General features: G+C 66.2%; 16 protein-coding genes and 3 pseudogenes. 13 read left to right on the top strand and 6 right to left on the bottom strand.

Features of this window, described 5'->3' with window-relative positions; genetic code table 11:
* Positions 1–12: 12 nt before the first annotated feature.
* The gene (locus ACFV2J_RS20555; RefSeq protein WP_385083158.1) at positions 13–246 is read left to right on the top strand and encodes a hypothetical protein; all 234 of its coding nucleotides are present in this window, start codon (positions 13–15) and stop codon (positions 244–246) included.
* A gap of 206 nt (positions 247–452) precedes the next feature.
* The gene (locus ACFV2J_RS20550; RefSeq protein WP_385083157.1) at positions 453–1,118 is read left to right on the top strand and encodes a hypothetical protein; all 666 of its coding nucleotides are present in this window, start codon (positions 453–455) and stop codon (positions 1,116–1,118) included.
* Positions 1,119–1,185: 67 nt separating this feature from the next.
* Here ACFV2J_RS20550 and ACFV2J_RS20545 read toward each other — a convergent pair.
* A pseudogene (locus ACFV2J_RS20545) lies at positions 1,186–1,380 on the bottom strand (ATP-binding protein); the annotation flags it as partial.
* Positions 1,381–1,490: 110 nt separating this feature from the next.
* Here ACFV2J_RS20545 and ACFV2J_RS20540 point away from each other — a divergent pair.
* Positions 1,491–1,682, top strand: a pseudogene (locus ACFV2J_RS20540) (IS630 family transposase); the annotation flags it as partial.
* 36 nt (positions 1,683–1,718) lie between these two features.
* On the opposite strand, the gene ACFV2J_RS20535 reads toward ACFV2J_RS20540, so the two are convergent.
* From ACFV2J_RS20535 to ACFV2J_RS20520, 4 genes are all read right to left on the bottom strand, one after another.
* A complete protein-coding gene (locus tag ACFV2J_RS20535; RefSeq protein WP_385439870.1) occupies positions 1,719–2,216 on the bottom strand; it encodes a GNAT family N-acetyltransferase in 498 nt (165 codons plus the stop codon).
* A gap of 157 nt (positions 2,217–2,373) precedes the next feature.
* Positions 2,374–3,042, bottom strand: a complete 669-nt coding sequence (locus ACFV2J_RS20530) for a hypothetical protein (protein ID WP_385083155.1) — start codon at positions 3,040–3,042, stop codon at positions 2,374–2,376.
* A gap of 483 nt (positions 3,043–3,525) precedes the next feature.
* On the bottom strand, positions 3,526–4,866 hold the full coding sequence (locus ACFV2J_RS20525; protein WP_385083153.1) for a caspase domain-containing protein: 1,341 nt from the start codon (positions 4,864–4,866) through the stop codon (positions 3,526–3,528).
* Between the two features lie 32 nt (positions 4,867–4,898).
* Positions 4,899–5,282 (bottom strand): hypothetical protein, encoded by a 384-nt coding sequence (locus ACFV2J_RS20520; protein ID WP_385083151.1) that lies wholly within the window; start codon positions 5,280–5,282, stop codon positions 4,899–4,901.
* Positions 5,283–5,315: 33 nt separating this feature from the next.
* Here ACFV2J_RS20520 and ACFV2J_RS20515 point away from each other — a divergent pair, with 33 nt between their 5' ends.
* The 7 genes and pseudogenes from ACFV2J_RS20515 (at position 5,316) to ACFV2J_RS20485 (ending at position 13,998) form a co-directional block, all read left to right on the top strand.
* The gene (locus tag ACFV2J_RS20515) at positions 5,316–5,726 is read left to right on the top strand and encodes a hypothetical protein (RefSeq protein ID WP_385439866.1); all 411 of its coding nucleotides are present in this window, start codon (positions 5,316–5,318) and stop codon (positions 5,724–5,726) included.
* 671 nt (positions 5,727–6,397) lie between these two features.
* Positions 6,398–7,126, top strand: a complete 729-nt coding sequence (locus ACFV2J_RS20510; RefSeq protein WP_385083148.1) for a hypothetical protein — start codon at positions 6,398–6,400, stop codon at positions 7,124–7,126.
* 141 nt (positions 7,127–7,267) lie between these two features.
* Positions 7,268–8,724, top strand: a pseudogene (locus ACFV2J_RS20505) (NF041680 family putative transposase).
* 786 nt (positions 8,725–9,510) lie between these two features.
* On the top strand, positions 9,511–10,605 hold the full coding sequence (locus ACFV2J_RS20500; protein ID WP_385083147.1) for a sugar ABC transporter substrate-binding protein: 1,095 nt from the start codon (positions 9,511–9,513) through the stop codon (positions 10,603–10,605).
* A gap of 120 nt (positions 10,606–10,725) precedes the next feature.
* Positions 10,726–11,502 (top strand): ATP-binding cassette domain-containing protein, encoded by a 777-nt coding sequence (locus ACFV2J_RS20495; protein WP_385083146.1) that lies wholly within the window; start codon positions 10,726–10,728, stop codon positions 11,500–11,502.
* Complete coding sequence (locus ACFV2J_RS20490; RefSeq protein WP_385083144.1) at positions 11,499–12,779, top strand: sugar ABC transporter permease; 1,281 nt, start codon at positions 11,499–11,501, stop codon at positions 12,777–12,779. Before ACFV2J_RS20495 ends, ACFV2J_RS20490 begins: the two co-directional genes overlap by 4 nt.
* Before the next feature lie 76 nt (positions 12,780–12,855).
* Positions 12,856–13,998 (top strand): ROK family protein, encoded by a 1,143-nt coding sequence (locus ACFV2J_RS20485; protein ID WP_385083143.1) that lies wholly within the window; start codon positions 12,856–12,858, stop codon positions 13,996–13,998.
* Between the two features lie 352 nt (positions 13,999–14,350).
* On the opposite strand, the gene ACFV2J_RS20480 is transcribed toward ACFV2J_RS20485, so the two are convergent.
* A complete protein-coding gene (locus ACFV2J_RS20480) occupies positions 14,351–14,635 on the bottom strand; it encodes a hypothetical protein (RefSeq protein WP_385083142.1) in 285 nt (94 codons plus the stop codon).
* 335 nt (positions 14,636–14,970) lie between these two features.
* On the opposite strand from ACFV2J_RS20480, the gene ACFV2J_RS20475 reads away from it, so the two are divergent.
* From ACFV2J_RS20475 to ACFV2J_RS20465, 3 genes are read left to right on the top strand one after another with little or no spacing between them, the layout of a single operon-like run.
* Positions 14,971–16,341, top strand: a complete 1,371-nt coding sequence (locus tag ACFV2J_RS20475; protein ID WP_385083140.1) for an ABC transporter substrate-binding protein — start codon at positions 14,971–14,973, stop codon at positions 16,339–16,341.
* Between the two features lies 1 nt (position 16,342).
* Positions 16,343–17,296 carry a carbohydrate ABC transporter permease gene (locus ACFV2J_RS20470; protein ID WP_385083139.1) on the top strand — a complete coding sequence of 318 codons (954 nt, stop codon included), beginning with the start codon at positions 16,343–16,345 and terminating at the stop codon, positions 17,294–17,296.
* Between the two features lie 2 nt (positions 17,297–17,298).
* A complete protein-coding gene (locus ACFV2J_RS20465) occupies positions 17,299–18,201 on the top strand; it encodes a carbohydrate ABC transporter permease (protein ID WP_385083138.1) in 903 nt (300 codons plus the stop codon).
* Positions 18,202–18,231 lie beyond the last annotated feature (30 nt).

Genomic DNA, 18,231 nt, shown 5'->3' with positions numbered 1-18,231 from the left:
CAAGGGGAGCAGATGAACACCGACGGATGGATCTGCTCGGTACTCGACCATGCCAGCGCCCGACTGCTCGCCCTCGAGAACGACGGTTGCTACCCCGCTGAACTCCGCGTCAGCAGCCCCGTCTACCGCAGCTTCGTACGGCTGCGTCACCGCGAACTGGCCGACGGCATCCCTCTCCTTGTGCTGGGCACGCCGGTCACCGAAGACCCCCGACTTGCCGCCGACGACTTCCTAATCTGGCCTTGAGCGGTCACTCCTGCAGCTGAGAGAGGTATCTGCGGAAGTGTTTGGCGGCGCTTCAGGAGACGAGGTCCGTTTCGGCCGACCTGCTGTCGGCGTACTCCTTTGGCTGCATCACGGAGTACAGAGGTATGTGCACCAGTGCTTTGGTCGAGTTCTGACCTCTGCCGCCTGCTGGCCGGTCTGCCGGTGCCGTAGGCCAGACTGTCCGGATGGCCGTGGACACAATGCTCGCATCATCGGACGACATGCGTAACTACCTCGTCGATCAGTTCAACCTTGTGCTGCGCAGGCCGGGGATGTACGGCGATGTGGAGCTCGCCGCTTGGATGGCGATAGACCATCTGCTCTTTCTTGAGCAACGGCCCGAAGTTTGGGATGACCAGAAGCGCGCCTGGGGCGAAGTAGGCCTTTGGCCTCCGACTGGCGTCAAAGGCGCCATCAGTCGTCTGCTTGCATCCGACCACGATGGCAGCGTGGCCTCCGTATACGCGGAGTTCGCATGGCGACAGGGGTGGCTCAAGCCCGACCGAGTGCTGGATGCCGAGACATACGCGTCAATGCGGAGCGTCATCAGTCCGTGGGCCCAGCACGACCGAGTGTGGGCGGATGTTCTTGCTGCCTTCGGTCCGCCGTCGGTGCTGTTCGGCGGAACCAACCCGCTCTACGGAAAAACCCTCGGTTATGTCACCAAGGACATCGCGGAGCCGATGATCTCCTTCCACCTGTGGAACGGCACCGAGCCTGGATCCGACTCGTCATGGCCCCCGGATCGGGAAGCGCCGTTGCTTCTCGCGGTCCGCTGTGGTGGTGGCCCGTTCGCTGATCGATTCACGTTCACACCGGAAGGCCACCGCAGGCGCCCGGAGATCGCCTGACACCAGTGACGCGCGAACTCAAGTTCAGGGTGTGTCTGTGTCGCGTTCGATGGTGGCGAGTCGGTTCTTGTTCGTAACGCTTTGAGATCACCTGGAAGACCAGGTTGGCCTCCGCACGTTCCAGAGGCTGGTAGGCGACCTCGTCGACCACGAGAACAGCCGGCCGAAGGTAGCTGCCGAGCTTGCTGGTCAGCCGCCCGGCAGGCCGCGACGGCGATATGTGTCTTGCCCACTCTCGCCGCCCTCCGCCGACCCCGAACAGGACGACAGAAGACTCGCGCGACACCAACCTCACCGCATCAAGATCGGTGCACTTTCATCCGGACTCAGTGGCGCACGTTCACTTGTGCGCCGACACCTGCTCCTTTGTGACAGTTCACTCTCGCCAACTCCCACCACCTCAACCACACCTTTCAGACCTGCCAGTTGGACCGCTATCTGCGCTGGCGCAACCAGAACACCCGCCACCCCGACGTCCTGGCCACACAGCGCCGCGAACGCGCTCGCATCCGCAGCGAGAAGGGCAGTCGCTGGGGCGGACGCCCCCTCGCCGCCGCAGCCTGACCAAGTAAGGGATCCCGCCGTGCCCGGATGTGAAGATCAGACAGCGGCCAGGCTCTTCGCCATGACCCGCTCCCTGCCAACGCCATCGGGCAGAAGATCGCCGGGCTCACCCGTGTCCGTGAAACCGTGCCGCTCATAGAGCGCGGTCGCCCTGCGGTTGTCCGGCATGACGGACAACCGCAGCGTCGCGGCACCGCGCTCCGCGCACCACCGCTCGACCGCCTGGATCAGGCAGTCACCCACACCCTTGCCCCGAGCCGGGGGGCTGACCCACATCGAGATCAACTCCACGTTCCCTGCTCCCTCGCCCGGCACTCCGCTGGCCATGCCCACCGGAAGACCGTCGAGGAACGCGACGAGATCGTGCGCGCCAGGAATCGACAGACGGGCACGCCAGCGTTCCTCCCGGTCGCCGGAGCCCTGCCACTGGGCCAGCGTCGATCCGAACGCGTAGGGCGCCTCAGCAAGCGCGGCCAGTCGCAAATCCCGCCAAAGAGGCCAGTCGTCTGATTCAACAGTCCGTAGTTCAAACATGATCCAGACCCTGCCCGCCCGCCAAGGCGGACAGCAAATTGATTACCACCATGCAAACGAGGTCGCTCAACCCTGCGACCAGCCGAAACCGGGCAGCAGCGGTCACACACGCACCCGCAGACCACGGAGACCTCGGTGAACCTATCCGGTCACGGCACTAGTGACCCGTCGCGCGGAGCCACTGCATCGTTGTCACGAGCTCCTCGCCGAAGTCCTCGCACAGTGTGAGCAACTCGCGACCCGCGGACGAGTCGAGCAGCCCAGCGGTATCGGGGAGAGACCGGAGGGCGCGGTGGCCGGCGGATTGGGCGGTGAAGTTGCGTGACGCGAAATACCTCTCGCCCGCCAGGCCCGCCAGGTACTCGCGGTGGGCCTCCTCCGAGGGGTGCGGGTAGAACGAGTCGGCGACGAGGTCGTCGAGATAGTCCGCCAGGTCGGCTGAGCCTTCGATCACTCGGTCTGTCACGTCCGTGGCGGGGTTGTCCAGCAGCTCGCCGAAGGTCAGCAGGCTGCTGATGGTCTCCAACTGGAAGAGCTGGACCGTGTCCGGGTCGACTTCAGACGTGAAGAGCGGGGCCCTGCACAGATCGGCGATCGCCCGTCGGTAGGCACGATCCGACTGTTCACCGGAAGGTGAAGCTGCCAGTTGGAACAGTGACTCCAGCACCGCCGGGTCGATGCCCCACTCTGCATCGAGCTCGAACGCGAGCACGGGCGCACGCCACCGCCACAGGGCCAGGACGGCAGCCTGACGCTGGCGGACGGGCTTCAGGCCCGCCGGCCGCTCGATCCGCACCACGTTCTTGAGCCGACCCTTCTGGTCCACCGACCCTCGCCCTACCCCTTCCACCGGGACACTGTAGAAGCCGCCGAAGGACCCCGCGGTCGCCCGACCGGTGCCTCACTCCCCAGCCAACGCCAGAACCGGGCATACCAGTCCAGAATTTCCTCTGGGACGTCACAAAGATGCTTTGTTCGGCGCGGTAGCGCCTCAGAGCTGGTGCGCTCTTCGAACATCAGCTTCGACTTACGTAGCGGGACAGTACGAGACCCCAGACCTCTTCGGCCCGGGGTCTCTCTGCGCTCTGTGGGGATCTCCAACCGGGTCCTCAACGACCTGTCGGCCAGGAGCGTCACGCCCACAGGACACCGGGTTCCCACAGAACACGGAAATGCTCCTCGGGGAACCGGTCTGTCTCGACTCGGCAGTTGAGAAGCCGGAGCCATCGGTGCTGACCACATGGCGCGCCGTCGTGGGGGCCGAGCCCCGTGGGGCGGACGGCCATGATTTGGGGCCCGGCGTGCGCGGTCAGAACATCTTCGGCTCGATCCGGGGGTCACGGGCGAGGAATTCCTGCGTGGTGTGCAGGACACAGTCTCCTGCGAACTGATCCAGCGCTGCGAGGACCTGTTCCTTGCCGACCTGGAAGGTCCCGACGGTAGCGACGGCACGGTAGCCGAGCTCGTGCAGCCTGTCCGAGAAGAGCAGGCCCTTGGCCGAGCGGAACGGAACTCCCGGCCGGAGGCGAACCACCAGCAGGTGGTTGCCCTCGTAGATCTTCGTCTGCGCCGGGTACACCGAGCCGCGTTTCGGAGGCAGGACACCAACGTGCGAGACGTCCGTCCACGGCACATGCCGAGTGTTGGCGTCCCGGTCGCGTCCCATGTGCCAGCGAACGGTGATGCCTGATCGGTCAATGATCAGTTCTGTCTCTGTGGCACTTACGCGCTGTAGGGCGGTGGCGATCGCCGCCCCCAGTGTCAACATGCCTGCGATCACCAAACTTGCCCAGAGCCAGCTTGTGTCCTGGGTCAGCCCGGCTACGAGGACGGGCCCGCCGACGCCGAACAGGAAGGCATTTCCGAGGCACTGCTGCATGGTCTTCTTCGACGGCCTCTCCGCCACGAGGTCGCGACGGAAGCGTACTTCCTTCACCCGCTTGTCCGGCGGTTTGTCAGATTCGACCGGCCCCCGAGCGAGTGCCAGGGATGCGGCGGTGTCGGTGGCGCGCTGGCGTGGTTTGGGCAGGCCACGGGAGTGGAGGGTTGTGGCGACACTGCGGTAGATCTCGTCGAGGGTGAGCGGCCGGGGGCTGTCCAGTGCCGCCAAAAGCGCTCCGGTGAAGGCGGTATATCGCTCACCGGTCAGCGCGTAGGAGGGGGCGTTGGAGGACGTGGATGTCATCGTGTAAGTGCCGGCGATCAACAACTGGCCATCGACCAGGCCTTCTTCGCCCGTCATGACTTCGATGGCCCGACCGGAGAAGCAGCAGTCCAGGATGAGGACACGGGCAGCGGCACCGCTGCCACCAAGGTCTTCACGCAACAGATCGACGCCCAGAGCACTGTATTTCGGCGCTCCCGACTGGGTCGCGTTCGTGGCCAGGTACAACCGTCCCCGGTCATCGACCAGGCCGTGACCTGCGTAGTAGATGAGCAGCACGTCCGATGCTTCCGCAGCGGCTTTGCTGATGGCCCGGCCGATGTCGGCGGTCGAACCCTTCGGGTCCACGACCGCGCAGTGCTCAGGCTCCAAGACGCCCATGGCGTCGTCGGTCAGGCGCCGCCACAGGCCGGCCACGTTTTCCCGTACAGCCTCGAGGTCCGCCAGATCGGGAGATTCTGGGAAGTGGCTGACGCCGATCAGCACAGCGCGCGACCGGGCCGGGTCAGGAAAACGGTTCACTGCTGCTCTGGCCCGTCAACGAGTTCCCTGATCTCGCGAATCAGACCGGGTACGTCTTTTTGGCGCAGCCGCGCGTCGACCTCGACAGTGCGATCGCCGGCCCCCTTGACGGTGACCTTCACATCCGAGTGACGGTTGGCGAGCCAGGTGGACAGCGAGCCAGAGAGCACGGCGCCCGCCCCGCCGGAGCCCATCGCGATGGTGATCACGTCAAGCAACCCGCCCATCTCTCCGCCAGTGCCGGCGGAGGAAGGCGCCAGATGCAGCCGCCCGCGCAGTTCATCCTCAAGCTGTAACCAGTCGTACAACGACTGCAAGGTGTCCGGGTCATCGGCCACGGTGATCTGCAGCAGCGACTTAGCCTCCGGTGTGGTGTCCATGACGCCATCGTGACAAGGATCGATCAGGCTGTCATGAACTCAACCCTTTCCCGCGTCGAAATGATGCTTGCACCGCAGGGGAGTGCTCATGTCTTCGCGTTCGATCCGCCCGATTCCAGATGGACCGGCAGGACGCGCGGACGCGGTCCCGCCTCACCACCGAGCCGAGAAGGACTCGGCTGGTTCTGGCGCCCGCCGGTCATCCGCTTCCTCACGCTGATCTCGGCCGCTGACAAGGTGCGTTATGGCGCGGGCTACCTGCTGATCATCACCCTCGCCCGGCAGGCAGGTGCCTCGCCCCTGTGGATCGGCGTCATCTTCAGCGGCACGGCGATCGGTGCCATGGCAGGGTCGCTGGTCTCGCACAGGGCCACGCGCCGCCTTCCGCTGGGCCGGATCGCTGTGGTGATGCTGTGGTTGGAGGCATTGATGCTCCCGCTGTAAGCGCTCGCGCCCAATCCGTTGGTGCTGGCAGGGGTAGCGGCCGCCGAGTCGCTGGTGGCTCCCGTCTACGCGGTGGCCATGACCACCCACCAGCTGCCCATCACCCCCGACGAGCCGCGGGGCCGGGCAATCAGCGCAGTCTCCACATTCACCACAGGAGCGTTGCCCATCGGCAGACTCGCAGGCGGCGCGCTGATCACCACACTGGGCGCCAAACCGCTGGTCTGGCTCTGCGGAGTATGGCTGCTCGGTCTCGCCTTCTCACCACGGCCAACCGGGCCGTGCGACAGGCACCGCCAGCGGACGAGCTATCACAGCATCAGGCACCTATCGCGGCTGAGACCACTGAGGTAACTGGCTACCACACAGCGCTGCGGCCACCTTTGATCGTCAGTGGGCGGAAGGGCCCCGACGGCTCAACGGTGACTGCAACACCATCGACCTGCTCCTGCATTGACGCTGGCGACGTCTTAGCTTGTTTTTTAAGGTCGGGGCGGGCCGGGGGCGGCATGCGGCAGTGGACCACCAACCACCCCAGGCAAATCCGATGGCATCGATGGCCTTCCAGCGACAAGACTGCGCTGGTGAACAACTTGCCGCCGTTGCCCGGCCCGCTCCCTGTGCCGGTACCGGACCCACGCGCCCGCACCCTTGTTCTCGACTATGCGGGCATGCACGCTCTGGTTGCCGACCTGGTCCTGCCCGAGGGCGCATCGATGTACGAAATGAGTGCGTTGGAGACCTCTCGCGAACTCATCCGGCACTCCTACTTCCGGTACGAGTTCGCCACCGTCGCCGTCACGCACTCCCTGTTCGCCCTGGAGCACGTCCTCGCCGAGCGGCTGGCAACGAACGACCCGTTCCATGATCTGATCGCGCGGGCCGCTGACGTTGGGCTCATCACGGCCGCACTCGCCGCCGAACTCGACCGCAGCCAACTGCTGCGCGACAAGCTTGCGCAGGGCTCCCAGTCGAGTGCCGCCCTCCCCCCGCTCCAGGCCCTTGCAATGGTGCGTGCCGTCTTCGACGCCGTCTCCCTCCTCCTTCACCCACCGGCCGCGGCACAGGCGACAGCCGCCGACATAGGCGGAGCACGACCCGACAGCGGACTCGCCCAGCTGTGGGAGGACCACCTGCGCGCACCGTTTCCCGCTGGCTTCCGCGGCGTGGACCTCGACGGCGTGGACCTGACCCTCCTGGACTCCGGCGCCGCCAGCCTCGTGCACAGGGAACTGAACGGCGGACTCGACGACAGCGGCATCGCCTCCCTCTGGGGCTGCATCACCGACCTCGACAAGATCGTGCCCCTGGTCAACGAGGAGTACTGCGCCTCCTACTTCACAAGACTTCGGACGATGGCCCATGGCATAGCAGCGCGGCACATACCCGCCGCGACCTGAGCCTGGCTTCTGTCCTTCAACGTCGAACAATGCATCGAACAGGTTCACTCACCTGGGCATTCACAGGACAGGCGGACGGCCCACGCACGAGCATGCGTTCCGTCACAGAACCGCACTCACACGAAGGCCCCAGGGGCGAGTCTGCTGCACCACGATGCCCGGCACGAAGCATTCGACTTCACATCCCACTTCCGAGAAGACCTCTACACAGGCCTGACCCGGCGCGGTAACACCCTGTTCGTGCTTTGCGACGCGATCCTCTGCGAGGACGGCCCGGTGACCTCCCCTGTCGATCTGACGCTGCTGGCCGAGCACCGGCGTGGGCACGGCGCGTTGTACGACGCCCTCAACCAGGGCTGCGTCGAGGTCGACAGGCCGCGTAAGGCACTGGCCGTGCTGCCGCAGCCGAAGGCCGCCGACGGGCGCCTGGTCCTGGCGGTCGATGTCTCGCCGTGGCTGCGTCCGGACGCGCCGACCAGCCCGGACCGCCTGTTCTGCCACGTCTACGGACGCTCAGGACGCTCCAGTAACCAGTTCATCCCCGGCTGGCCGTACTCGTTCGTCGCCGCGCTGGAGACGGGCCGCACCTCGTGGTGCCAACTGCTGGACGCCACCCGTCTCGGCCTCCACGACGATGTTGCCGAGTTCACCGCCCGGCGGGTCCGCCGCGTCGTGGACGACTTGATCGGCCAGGGCCAGTGGGAGGACGGCGACCCGGACATCCTGGTTGTGTTCGACGCCGGCTACGACGCCCCGCGCATGGCCTACCTCCTTACCGGCCTGCCCATCGAGGTGCTCGGACGGATGCGCTCGGACCGGGTCATGCGCCGTCCGACACCTACGTAACTGGAGTACGCCCTGGCCTACCCCCAGGGCCGGCGGCCGCCGAAGCACGGAAAGGAGTTCCGCTTCGCCAAACCGGACACGTGGGGCGAGCCCGACGCGGAGACCGCGCAGGTCACCGACCGCTATGGCACCGCCCAGGTGCTGGCCTGGGACCGCATCCACCCCCGGCTCACCACCCGCTCCGCGTGGATCGACCACGACGGCGAACTCCCCGTCATCGAGGGCACCCTGATCCGCCTGACGGTGGACCATCTGCCCGGCGGCGGCGACCCACTGCCCGTCTGGCTGTGGTCCTCCAAGACCGGCGTGACCAGCGAAGGCGTCGACCTGCGGTGGCAAGCGTTCTTGAGGCGCTTCGACCTTGAACACACTTTCCGGTTCGTCAAGCAGACGCTCGGCTGGACCCGTCCCAGGCTCCGCAGCCCGAGGCCGAGGACCGGTGGACATGGCTCGTCATCGCAGCGCATACCCAACTGAGGCTCACCCGCGAGGCCGCAGCCGATCTCCGCCGTCCCTGGGAGAAACCGACCGAACCTACCCGACTCACCCCAGCCCGCGTCCGCCGCGGGTTCAGGAGCTTCCGCCCTCACCTGCACAGCCCGGCCCGTGCGCCCAAACCCTCAACTCCAGACCCAGGGCGCCCACTCGGCTCGAAGAACCAACGACCGGCCACCCGCTACGACGTGGGCAAATCAATCAGACGTCCTGAAAGCATCGCCGAACGTAATCAACTCAAAGCTCGCAAACCATAAAAAACAGGGTACGAACTCCTAACAGACCGACGATGTCCAGGACAGACAGGTACCGCAGCGGCTCGTGTCTCCCACGGCCCGTCGGGCAGGGCTCCGGGCGGCCGTGTGCGGCAATGGAGGTCATCGGGGGAGCGTTGGGTCGTCGCTGTGCTGGCTGGACAGCGATCGCCCCAACATCAGCCCGTCCTCGCGGTGTCGGTGGTCGCGCTTCCGGGTGTGCGGTGGGTGTGGGCATCGGCTGGCGCAAGCGAGGTCGTACGGCGCGGGAAGCGGCCATGTGCTTGTGGCGGGGCTGGGCCGCGGAGGCCGCTCGAGGGTAAGGCCGAGGTCGGCGAGGGGGCGCTGCCGGCCCGGGTATCGGTTGTCCACGCCGGTCGCTGGTTGGAAAGCCATTCGCCGCCCGAAGCCGCTGGCATTGGGCTGCGCTGGAGTGCAGTCCGCATTGGGCGTGCTCGCGGTCTGGGAAGGGCCTGCAGTTCGGACATTTCGCGCCACGCGACTGTGGGGACTTGTACTGCTTGGCCCACAGCAGGTCCTCGTGTGCCTGACGGGGTTCACGAGGCGCAGGGGATAGCACGTTGTGACGGGCGTCACCTAATTGTTATGGCGGATGACAAATACCGCCTCCCGTGCTCTGGGCAGCGGGTCCGGAGCGCCGTAAGTTCCCGCTCACAACATTCGATCCGGGCCGCCCCACACCCGCCAATTCCCGAGAGCGCACTTCTCGGCTTCCTGACCGCGCTCGAACGTCCGGTCTCCGGCCGTAACACCAGAAAGGACCCTGCCATGCGCAAGGGACTCCTCCTCCTCACCGTCGCCTTAGTGGCACTGGTCAGTTCGCTCGCTGCCTGCGACGACTCCTCGTCGGGCGGCACTGGCTCCGGCTCCCACGCCAAGCCGAAGATCGGCGTGATCCTGCCGGACAGCAAGTCCTCCGCCCGCTGGGAGACCGCGGACCGCAAGTACCTCTCCGAGGCGTTCAAGGCGGCGGGCGTCGACTTTGACATCCAGAACGCCCAGAACGACAAGCAGCAGTTCCAGACCATCGCGGACCAGATGATCACCAGCGGTGTGAACGTCTTGGTCATCGTGAACCTGGACAGCGGCACGGGCAAGGCAGTTCTCGACAAGGCCAAGGCGCAGGGCGTCGCCACTATCGACTACGACAGGCTCACCCTCGGCGGCTCCGCCCAGTACTACGTGAGCTTCGACAACACCGAGGTCGGCAAGCTTCAGGGCGAGGGCCTCAGCAAGTGTCTGAACGACATGAAGGCCAAGAAGCCCATCGTCGCGACACTCAACGGCTCGCCGACGGACAACAACGCCACCCTGCTCGCCGACGGCTACAACGGCGTCCTCGACCCGAAGTACAAGTCGGGCGACTACGTCAAGGGCCCGGACCAGTCCGTCCCGGACTGGGACAGCGCTGAGGCCAGCACCATCTTCGAGCAGATGCTCACCAGCGAGCCCAAGATCGGCGGCGTGCTTGCCGCCAACGACACTCTCGGCAACGCGGCCATCGCCATCCTGCGCAAGCAGCACCGCAACGGCGAGGTCCCGGTCACCGGCCAGGACGCCACCGTGCAGGCCTTGCAGAACATCCTCGCGGGCGACCAGTGCATGACTGTCTACAAGGCGGTCAAGAAAGAGGCGGACGCCACGGTCAAGCTCGCCGTCTCGCTCGCCAAGGCCGAGAAGGGCGAGACGAACGCAACGGTCGAGGATCCCGAGGGCAAGCGCAAGGTCCCGTCCGTGCTGGAGACACCCGTGGCCATCTACAAGGACAACGTCCAGGACGTCGTGGACGACGGCTACGTCACCAAAGAACAGCTGTGCACGGGCAAGTACGCCGCCCTGTGCGCCGAGGCCGGCATCAAGTAGCCCTGCCCGGCTGCTCGGACCGCTGCCCCCTGGTGCGGCCGACCCGACCGCGGGCCCCGGGGCTCCCACCTGGCCGGGACCCGGGACCCGCGACCTCACGACCATAAGGAGCCGCCTTCCATGACAGCGACCCCGATCCTTCAACTGCGCGGGATCGACAAGAGCTTCGGCGCCGTGCAGGTGCTGCACGACGTGTCCTTCGACGTCCATCCGGGGGAGGTGACCGCTCTCGTCGGAGACAACGGTGCAGGCAAGTCCACACTGGTCAAGTGCATCGGCGGGATCCACGCGATTGACGGCGGCGCGTACTGGTTCGAAGGCGAGCAGGTCCAGGTGCACGGCCCCCGTGATGCGGGGGCCCTTGGCGTCGAGATCGTGTACCAGGACCTCGCGCTCTGCGACAATCTCGACATCGTGCAGAACATGTTCCTCGGCCGCGAAAAGCGCCGGGGGCTCGTCCTGGACAACACGACGATGGAGGAGATGGCCACCCGCACCCTCGAGGGGCTGTCGGTACGCACCGTCAAGTCCATCCGCCAACAGGTCTCCAGTCTCTCCGGCGGCCAGCGGCAGACCGTGGCAATCGCCAAGGCTGTGCTGTGGAACAGCAAGGTCGTCATCCTGGACGAACCGACCGCCGCACTCGGTGTCGCCCAGACGGCACAGGTGCTCGAACTGGTCCGGCGCCTGGCCGACAACGGTCTCGCCGTCGTCCTGATCTCGCACAACATGAACGACGTCTTCGCGGTGTCCGACCGGATCGCCACCCTCTACCTGGGCCGGATGGCCGCTCAGGTCAGCACGTCGGACGTGACGCACTCCCAGGTCGTCGAACTCATCACCTCGGGCCGCAGCGGAGACCTCGGCCTCGCCCACAGCAACGGAGTCACCGCATGACTGCCGCAGTCGCCCCCGAGAAGCCGGAAATGCCGCGCGGTCCCGGTCAGTCGAAGACGAACGGGGCGGTCAAAGCCGCGAGTCTGCGCTCGGCCGCCCGGAACTATGTCGAACGGGTCAGGGGAGGCGAGTTGGGCGCTGTCCCTGCTGTTCTCGGCCTGATCGTCCTGTGCGTGTTCTTCGCCGTCCTGCGCCCGGTCTTCCTGTCCGAGTTGAACTTCGCCAACCTACTGACTCAGGGCGCGGGCAGCATCGCCATCGCCATGGGTCTGGTCTTCGTCCTCCTCCTCGGCGAGATCGACCTGTCGGCCGGTTACGCCAGCGGCGTCTGCGCCGCTGTCCTCGCCATTCTGCTCACCGACCACGGATGGCCCTGGTACGGCGCGGTCGGCGCGGCGATACTCACCGGCACGGTCATAGGCTTGGTGCTCGGTCTGCTGGTGGCGAAGGTCGGCATCCCTTCATTCGTGGTCACGCTGGCGGCCTTCCTTGGGTTTCAGGGCATCGTGCTGATGCTGTTGAAGGAAGGCACCAACATCTCGATCCGGGACGAGACGATCCTGGCCGTCGCAAACAACAACCTGTCACCCGTGCTGGGCTGGGTACTGCTCGCCGTCAGTGTCGGGGTGTACGCGGCGATCCAGCTCCGGCAGAGCCGCAACCGCCGGCGGCGTCGGCTCGCCCCCGATCCGCCCGCCCTGCTCGCGGTCAGGATCGGGGGCCTGGCCGTGCTCGGTGCGATCGCCGTCCACCTGCTTAACCAGGAACGCAGCCGCAACATCATCGTCGACTCGCTCAAGGGCGTGCCGATCGTGGTGCCGGTCATCGCCGTCCTGCTCATCGCCGGTACGTTCCTGCTCCAGCGCACCTCGTTCGGCCTGCACATCTACGCAGTGGGCGGTAACGCCGAGGCGGCCCGCCGGGCGGGCATCAACGTGGCAGCCATTCGGATCACCGCGTTTGTCATCTGCTCCTCCCTGGCCGCGGTCGGCGGCATCATCGCCGCGTCCCGGGGCAACTCGGTCGACCCCAACACCGGTGGCAGCAATGTGCTGCTGCTGGCGGTCGGCGCCGCCGTGATCGGCGGGACGAGCCTGTTCGGCGGGCGCGGCAGAGTCAGGGATGCCGTGCTCGGCGGCATGGTGGTCGCAGTCATCCAGAACGGCATGGGCCTGATGGGGTACAGCTCAGGCGTCAAGTACGCTGTCACGGGTTCGGTTCTGCTGGTGGCCGCAGGCGTGGATGCGCTGTCCCGTCGCCGGGCCGTACAACGATGACGTCTGGGGTTCCATGAGAGCCGGTCCCTCGCAGGAGGAGATTCGCCGGCACAACCTTGGCACCCTCCTCCGTCATGTGCACATCAGCGGATCCGTGTCGCGGGCCGTCCTGGCGGAGCGCATGGGGCTCAATCGCAGTACGATCCTGGGTCTGGTGAGCGAGCTGGGCTCGGTCGGCCTGGTCCGCGAAGAACTTCCCCGTGAGACCGGCAAGGCCGGCCGGCCGTCTCTGGTGGTACGGCCGGAGTCCGACCGCGTGTACGTCCTCGCGTTCGACGTGGGTGTTGATCGGCTGGCCGCCGCCCGCATCGGCTTGGGTGGCATCTTCCTCGACCGCAGGGAGATCCTGATGCCCCCAGGCCCTCGCGACGCCGACAAGGTGGCCGAGGTCCTCGCCGGCTCCGCGCTGGAAATGCTGAGCACAGCACCGCACGGTACCCACTGCGTCGGGGCGGCCGCCGCTGTCCGCGGGATGGTGCGCCGCCCCGACGGCCTCGTCCGCGCCGTCCCCTACCTCGGCTGGAAGGACGAGGAGTTCGGCAAGAACCTCACAGACCGGCTGGGCCTCGGCCTTCCCGTGTCCGTGGGTAACGAGGCCAGTCTCGGTGCGCTCGCGGAGCACCTCCGCGGTGCCGGAACAGGCTGCCAAGACCTGGTGTACCTGCATGGCGACATCGGCATCGGTGGCGGTGTCATCACCGGTGGCCAACTGCTGTACGGCGACGGCGGATACGGCGGCGAGATCGGGCACATGGTCATCAACCCGCGCAATGGCAGGTCCTGCGGCTGCGGGGCACGCGGCTGCCTCGAAGCCGAGGCGGGAGAGCGGGCCCTGCTGGAGGCCGCGCGGCGCGACCCGTCGGCCACCGGCCGGGAAGCCGTGCACGCCGTCGTCGAAGCGGCCGACCGGGGAGACATCACTGCCCGCGCCGCCCTGCACGATGTCGGAGACTGGCTCGGCGTCGGCGTCGCCAACCTGGTCAATGTGCTCAACCCGCGCACGGTCATCTTCGGTGGGACGCTTCGCGAGGTGTTTCTCGCCTCGGCAGCTCAGATCCGCAGCCGCATCAACCGAATCGTCCTCACGGCCTCCCGCGAGAACCTCCGGCTGCGGACGGGTGAACTCGGTGACGACGCGGTACTCGTGGGAGCCGCCGAACTCGCCTTCTCCGAGATCCTGGACGGCCCTCTGGAGACGCTGGCTCGCGCGGGTGCATAGCGGTCACGGCCACGGGGCCGGCACGTGGCCGGACCGCGGCGCCCACCCGGCCCGCGTCCCTGATGTCGCGAACCCTTCCGACTGGCCCGTGTCCGGCGGATCGCGAGGCGACAGAGCGTGACCGTCGCTCTGGGCGGCGGTGGGGTGGTTGGTTGTGGGGTGGACGGTCGTCATACGGCTCACGGAGGCAGACGGGGCGAGCTCATGCCCGCCCCGTGCAGCCGGATGGTAGACGGCAGGTCAGTGCCCTGGCCCTCCGTCGCGCCCTCAGCCGGGGTATGCGAGGGGACGGTCTGTCGACGCCTTCCAGAAGATTCCACCGTGCCCGCCGTCGACCGATCCTGAGCGGCGCCTACGGGATCATTGCAGCCGTGAAGGAGCCAGAGTCGAACTGCTTGATCGCCGACTGGGCGGCGTCATGGGACGTGGAGAAGATCCCCGCGTCCTGCTTCGCCGCCACCGAGGTCAACGCCACGGACCGACCGACGGGTACACAGTTGGCGCCGTCGTAGGAGTACGAGGCACTGAGCGAGGTGCCCGATCGGGTGAGCTCCACCCAGATGGGGCGGTAGTTGTCGACGCTGGCGCGGGCGTCGGTGTCCAGATATCCGTCACCGTCCGCGTCCCAGTCGAACACGACACCGCTGCGGGCGGTAACAGCGACGACCGCATACCCGGCCGAACTTCCGGCCTTGGTGCGTCCGCCGCCGAATTCAACCCCATTGGACCGAGCGGTGCGGCGACAGGGCTTCCCGGATGTCGGCCGGCTTCGCGACCTCGGGTTGCGAAGAGGCCCCGCTTCTCCACCTGGGGTCGACGCGGATCAAACGAACGAGACCACCGTCAACTCGCCATCCCCCAAGGGAAATGCTGCCCAAGGTGCTGTCACTCCAGCTCGTGACAAACATCATACGTATGCCCTAAAGTCCAGGCGCGGAGTCGTCAACGAAGTCGACAAGACAAGGACATCCCATGGTCGGAATCCACTCTGTGGTGCTTTGGCGCCGTACTACGTCGACCATCGCCGTAATGTGCGTCGCGACGGCGCTTATGGCCCTCGCCGGTTGCGGCGGTCAAGGCAGTTCGGCGAACGGGGCGTACGGGTTTCCCGAAGCCAAACAGGAAGCCTCCTCGGCGATCACGGTCTGGGTGGACGCCGACCGCCAGGCGGCCGCGAAGACGTTCCAGGCGGAGAACCCGGACACCAAGATCAAGGTCGTCAGCTATGACGGATCGGCCAACGGGTCCAACTCCTTCCGGACGAAGATGCAGCTCTTCGACCGCGCGGGCAGTGGCTGGCCCGATGTCGTCTTCTCCAGCCAGAACAACGACGCCGCATGGGCCGGCCAGAAGAGCGGCGGCAAGCAGGCGTTCGCGGCCGTGTTGGACAAGGGCCTGGTCCCGAAGGACACGCTCAGCAACTTCACCGCAGGCTCGCTCAACCCCTGCACGGTCGACGGCCGTGTCTACTGCCTGCGCAACGACCTCGCCCAGGCGGTGCTCTGGTACGACAAGTCCCTGCTCGAGCAGTTCGGCTACACCCTCCCGACCACATGGGAGGAGTACCAGGCGCTTGGGGAGAAGGTCGCCAAGGAGCACCCCGGCTACATCATCGGGACGGCCGGGGATGCCTGGACGCCCGAGGTGTTCATGTGGGGGAGCAGGTGCCAGGCCAATGACGTGACCGGTCCCAAGTCCGTCACCGTCAAGACCGATTCGAGCGAGTGCAAGCGGGCGGCGTCGATGCTCGACACCCTCCGCCAGAACGGAACCGCGCCGGTGGTCAGCGTCTTCACGCCCGAGTTCCTGAAGAAGTACTCAGGCAAAGTGCTGATGATGCCGGGTCCGGCCTGGTACGCCGGCGCGATCTTCAACAACCCCGATTCGCTCAACGTGCCGGCTGGGCGGCTGGGCGTCGCCGCGCCATTGCCGTGGAAGGGCGAGAGCGAGCCTGCGACGGGCAACGTGGGTGGCGGAACCTGGTTCGTATCCAGCCATTCGAAGAACCTGAAGGCTGCCGAGAAATTCGTCCAGTTCGTCACTACGGTCGACAGCTATCAGGTCGATGTCGCACCGGGATACCCGGCGTACGCACCCGCCGCACAGAAGTGGATCGCCAAGAAGGAGGCGAGCAAGTACTACGCCACCCCGCTGCAGCCGGTGGTGACCGCGGCGTCGCAGGTGTGGGACGGCTGGGATTACCCCATCTTCAGTCAGGAGGCGATATGGGCGAAGACGGTGACCCCGGGGATCACGGGCGGCAAATCGATCGTGGACCTGCTGCCGACCTGGCAGAAGGCGATCGAGAACCAGGCCAAGGTCAACGGATACAAGGTGAACTGACATGACCGTCGCTTCCCGGAGTGGCCGGCCGGCCGTGGACGCCTCGGGGCATCGGCGGTCAGGCCGGGGCGGCGGCCGGCTCGCCGGTCGCGCCTTCACTCGCAACCCGATCGGCTATCTCTTCATCTCCCCCTACGCGTTGCTCGCCATCGTCTTCGGGATCGTCCCGTCGCTCTATGCGGTGACACTCGCGTTCACCAACACAGAGGGTGGCTTCGCAGGGTTCGACAACTTCACCAAGGTCGTCGGCGACTTCCGGTTTTGGCCGGCCGTGTTCCACGTGGCCTCCTACCTCCTCATCTGGTTCCTCGGACTGCTCGTCTTCGTCGTCGGCCTGGCGCTGGTGGTGCACGCCGTCAGTGTCCGGTGGATGAGCACGACCCTGCGCTTCGTCTACTACCTGCCCGGCGCACTCGCCGGTGCGTCCAGCGTGCTGCTGTGGCTCTTCGTCCTCGACCCGACCGCGAGCCCGGTCAGCGCTCTGCTCAGGACTATGGGGTTTGAGAGCTTCGTACAAGTGATCCAGCCCAGCCACCTTCCAGCGATCTTCGCGATCATCGCGTTCTGGACCGGAGCCGGCGGATGGATCCTCATCATGTACGGCGCCCTCACCAACATCAGCACCGAGGTGATCGAGGCCGCCCGCATCGACGGTGCGAACGCCGTTCAGATCGCGCTGCGAATCCAACTGCCGATGCTTCGCAAGTGGGTTGCGTACATGGGAGTCATGTCGCTCGCCGCCGGCACCCAGCTGTTCGTGGAGCCACAGCTGCTCAGCCAGGCCAGCAACGCAGTGGTGCCCAACGACTACTCGCTCAACCAGCTGGCCTACCAGTACGCCTTCCAGCAGAACGACTTCAACGGCGCGGCCGCGATCTCGCTGATCCTGCTGGTCGTCGCACTCCTGCTGTCCTGGGTGTTCGTGACCCGCGGCGGCCTCTTCGAGAAGGAATGACCATGGCAGCACTCTCGGCCGGACGCCGCGGGCAGAGCCTCAGCGGGTGGAGCGGGCGGTCCATCACCGGCGTCCTGCTCATCGTCTTCGTCCTGTTCTTTGCCGTCCCGATCGTCTGGCTGCTCCTCGCGGTCACGAAGTCCTCGAAGTCACTCGTCGTGGCCGACCCCTTCTCATTCGGGTCGTGGTCGGACTTCGTCGCCAACTGGCATCAGCTGTTCGACTTCCAGGACGGCGCGGTGACGACCTGGATCGGGAACTCCGCGCTGTATGCGATCGGTGCCTTGGTGATCACGCTCCTCGTGAGCATCCCGGCTGGCTACGTGCTCGCGCTCACGGAGTTCAGGCTACGGCAGGCGATGCTCGTGCTGACGCTCGTCGTCATGCTGATCCCCAACACCGCACTGGTACTGCCAATCTTCCTCGAGCTGAACAGCGTCCATCTGATCGGGAGCCCGCTGTCGGTGATCCTGCCCATGTCGTTCTTCCCGTTCGGCGTCTATCTCACCTACATCTACTTCTCGACCAGCATCCCCCGTGACATCCTCGACGCCGCGCGCATCGACGGCTGCAACGGGTTGCAGGTCTTCACCCGGGTCGCCCTTCCGCTGGCCGCCCCGATCGTCGCCTTGGTGGCGTTCTTCAGCTTCGTGCAGAACTGGAACAACTTCTTCCTGCCGTTTGTGATGCTGCCATCGAGCGACGGGTACCCGATCCAGGTCGGGCTCACCTCGCTGCTGGCCTCGACCCCGGCCTTCAATCCCAGCTCCGCGGGATCCGGCTCCGTTCAGCTGCCCACTTTGGCGTTGGGGACGATCGTGTCGATCCTGCCCGTCCTGTTCGTCTTCCTGTTCTCCCAGCGATTCTTGGTCGCGGGCATGACAGCGGGGGGAACCAAGGAATGACCACTCGCACATGCAAGGAGAACCACTCCC

Origin of the sequence: Streptomyces sp. NPDC059668, from assembly GCF_042734135.1 — a bacterium.
Classification (GTDB): Bacteria; Actinomycetota; Actinomycetes; order Streptomycetales; family Streptomycetaceae; genus Streptomyces.
This window is presented reverse-complemented; position numbering and strand designations above follow the sequence as displayed.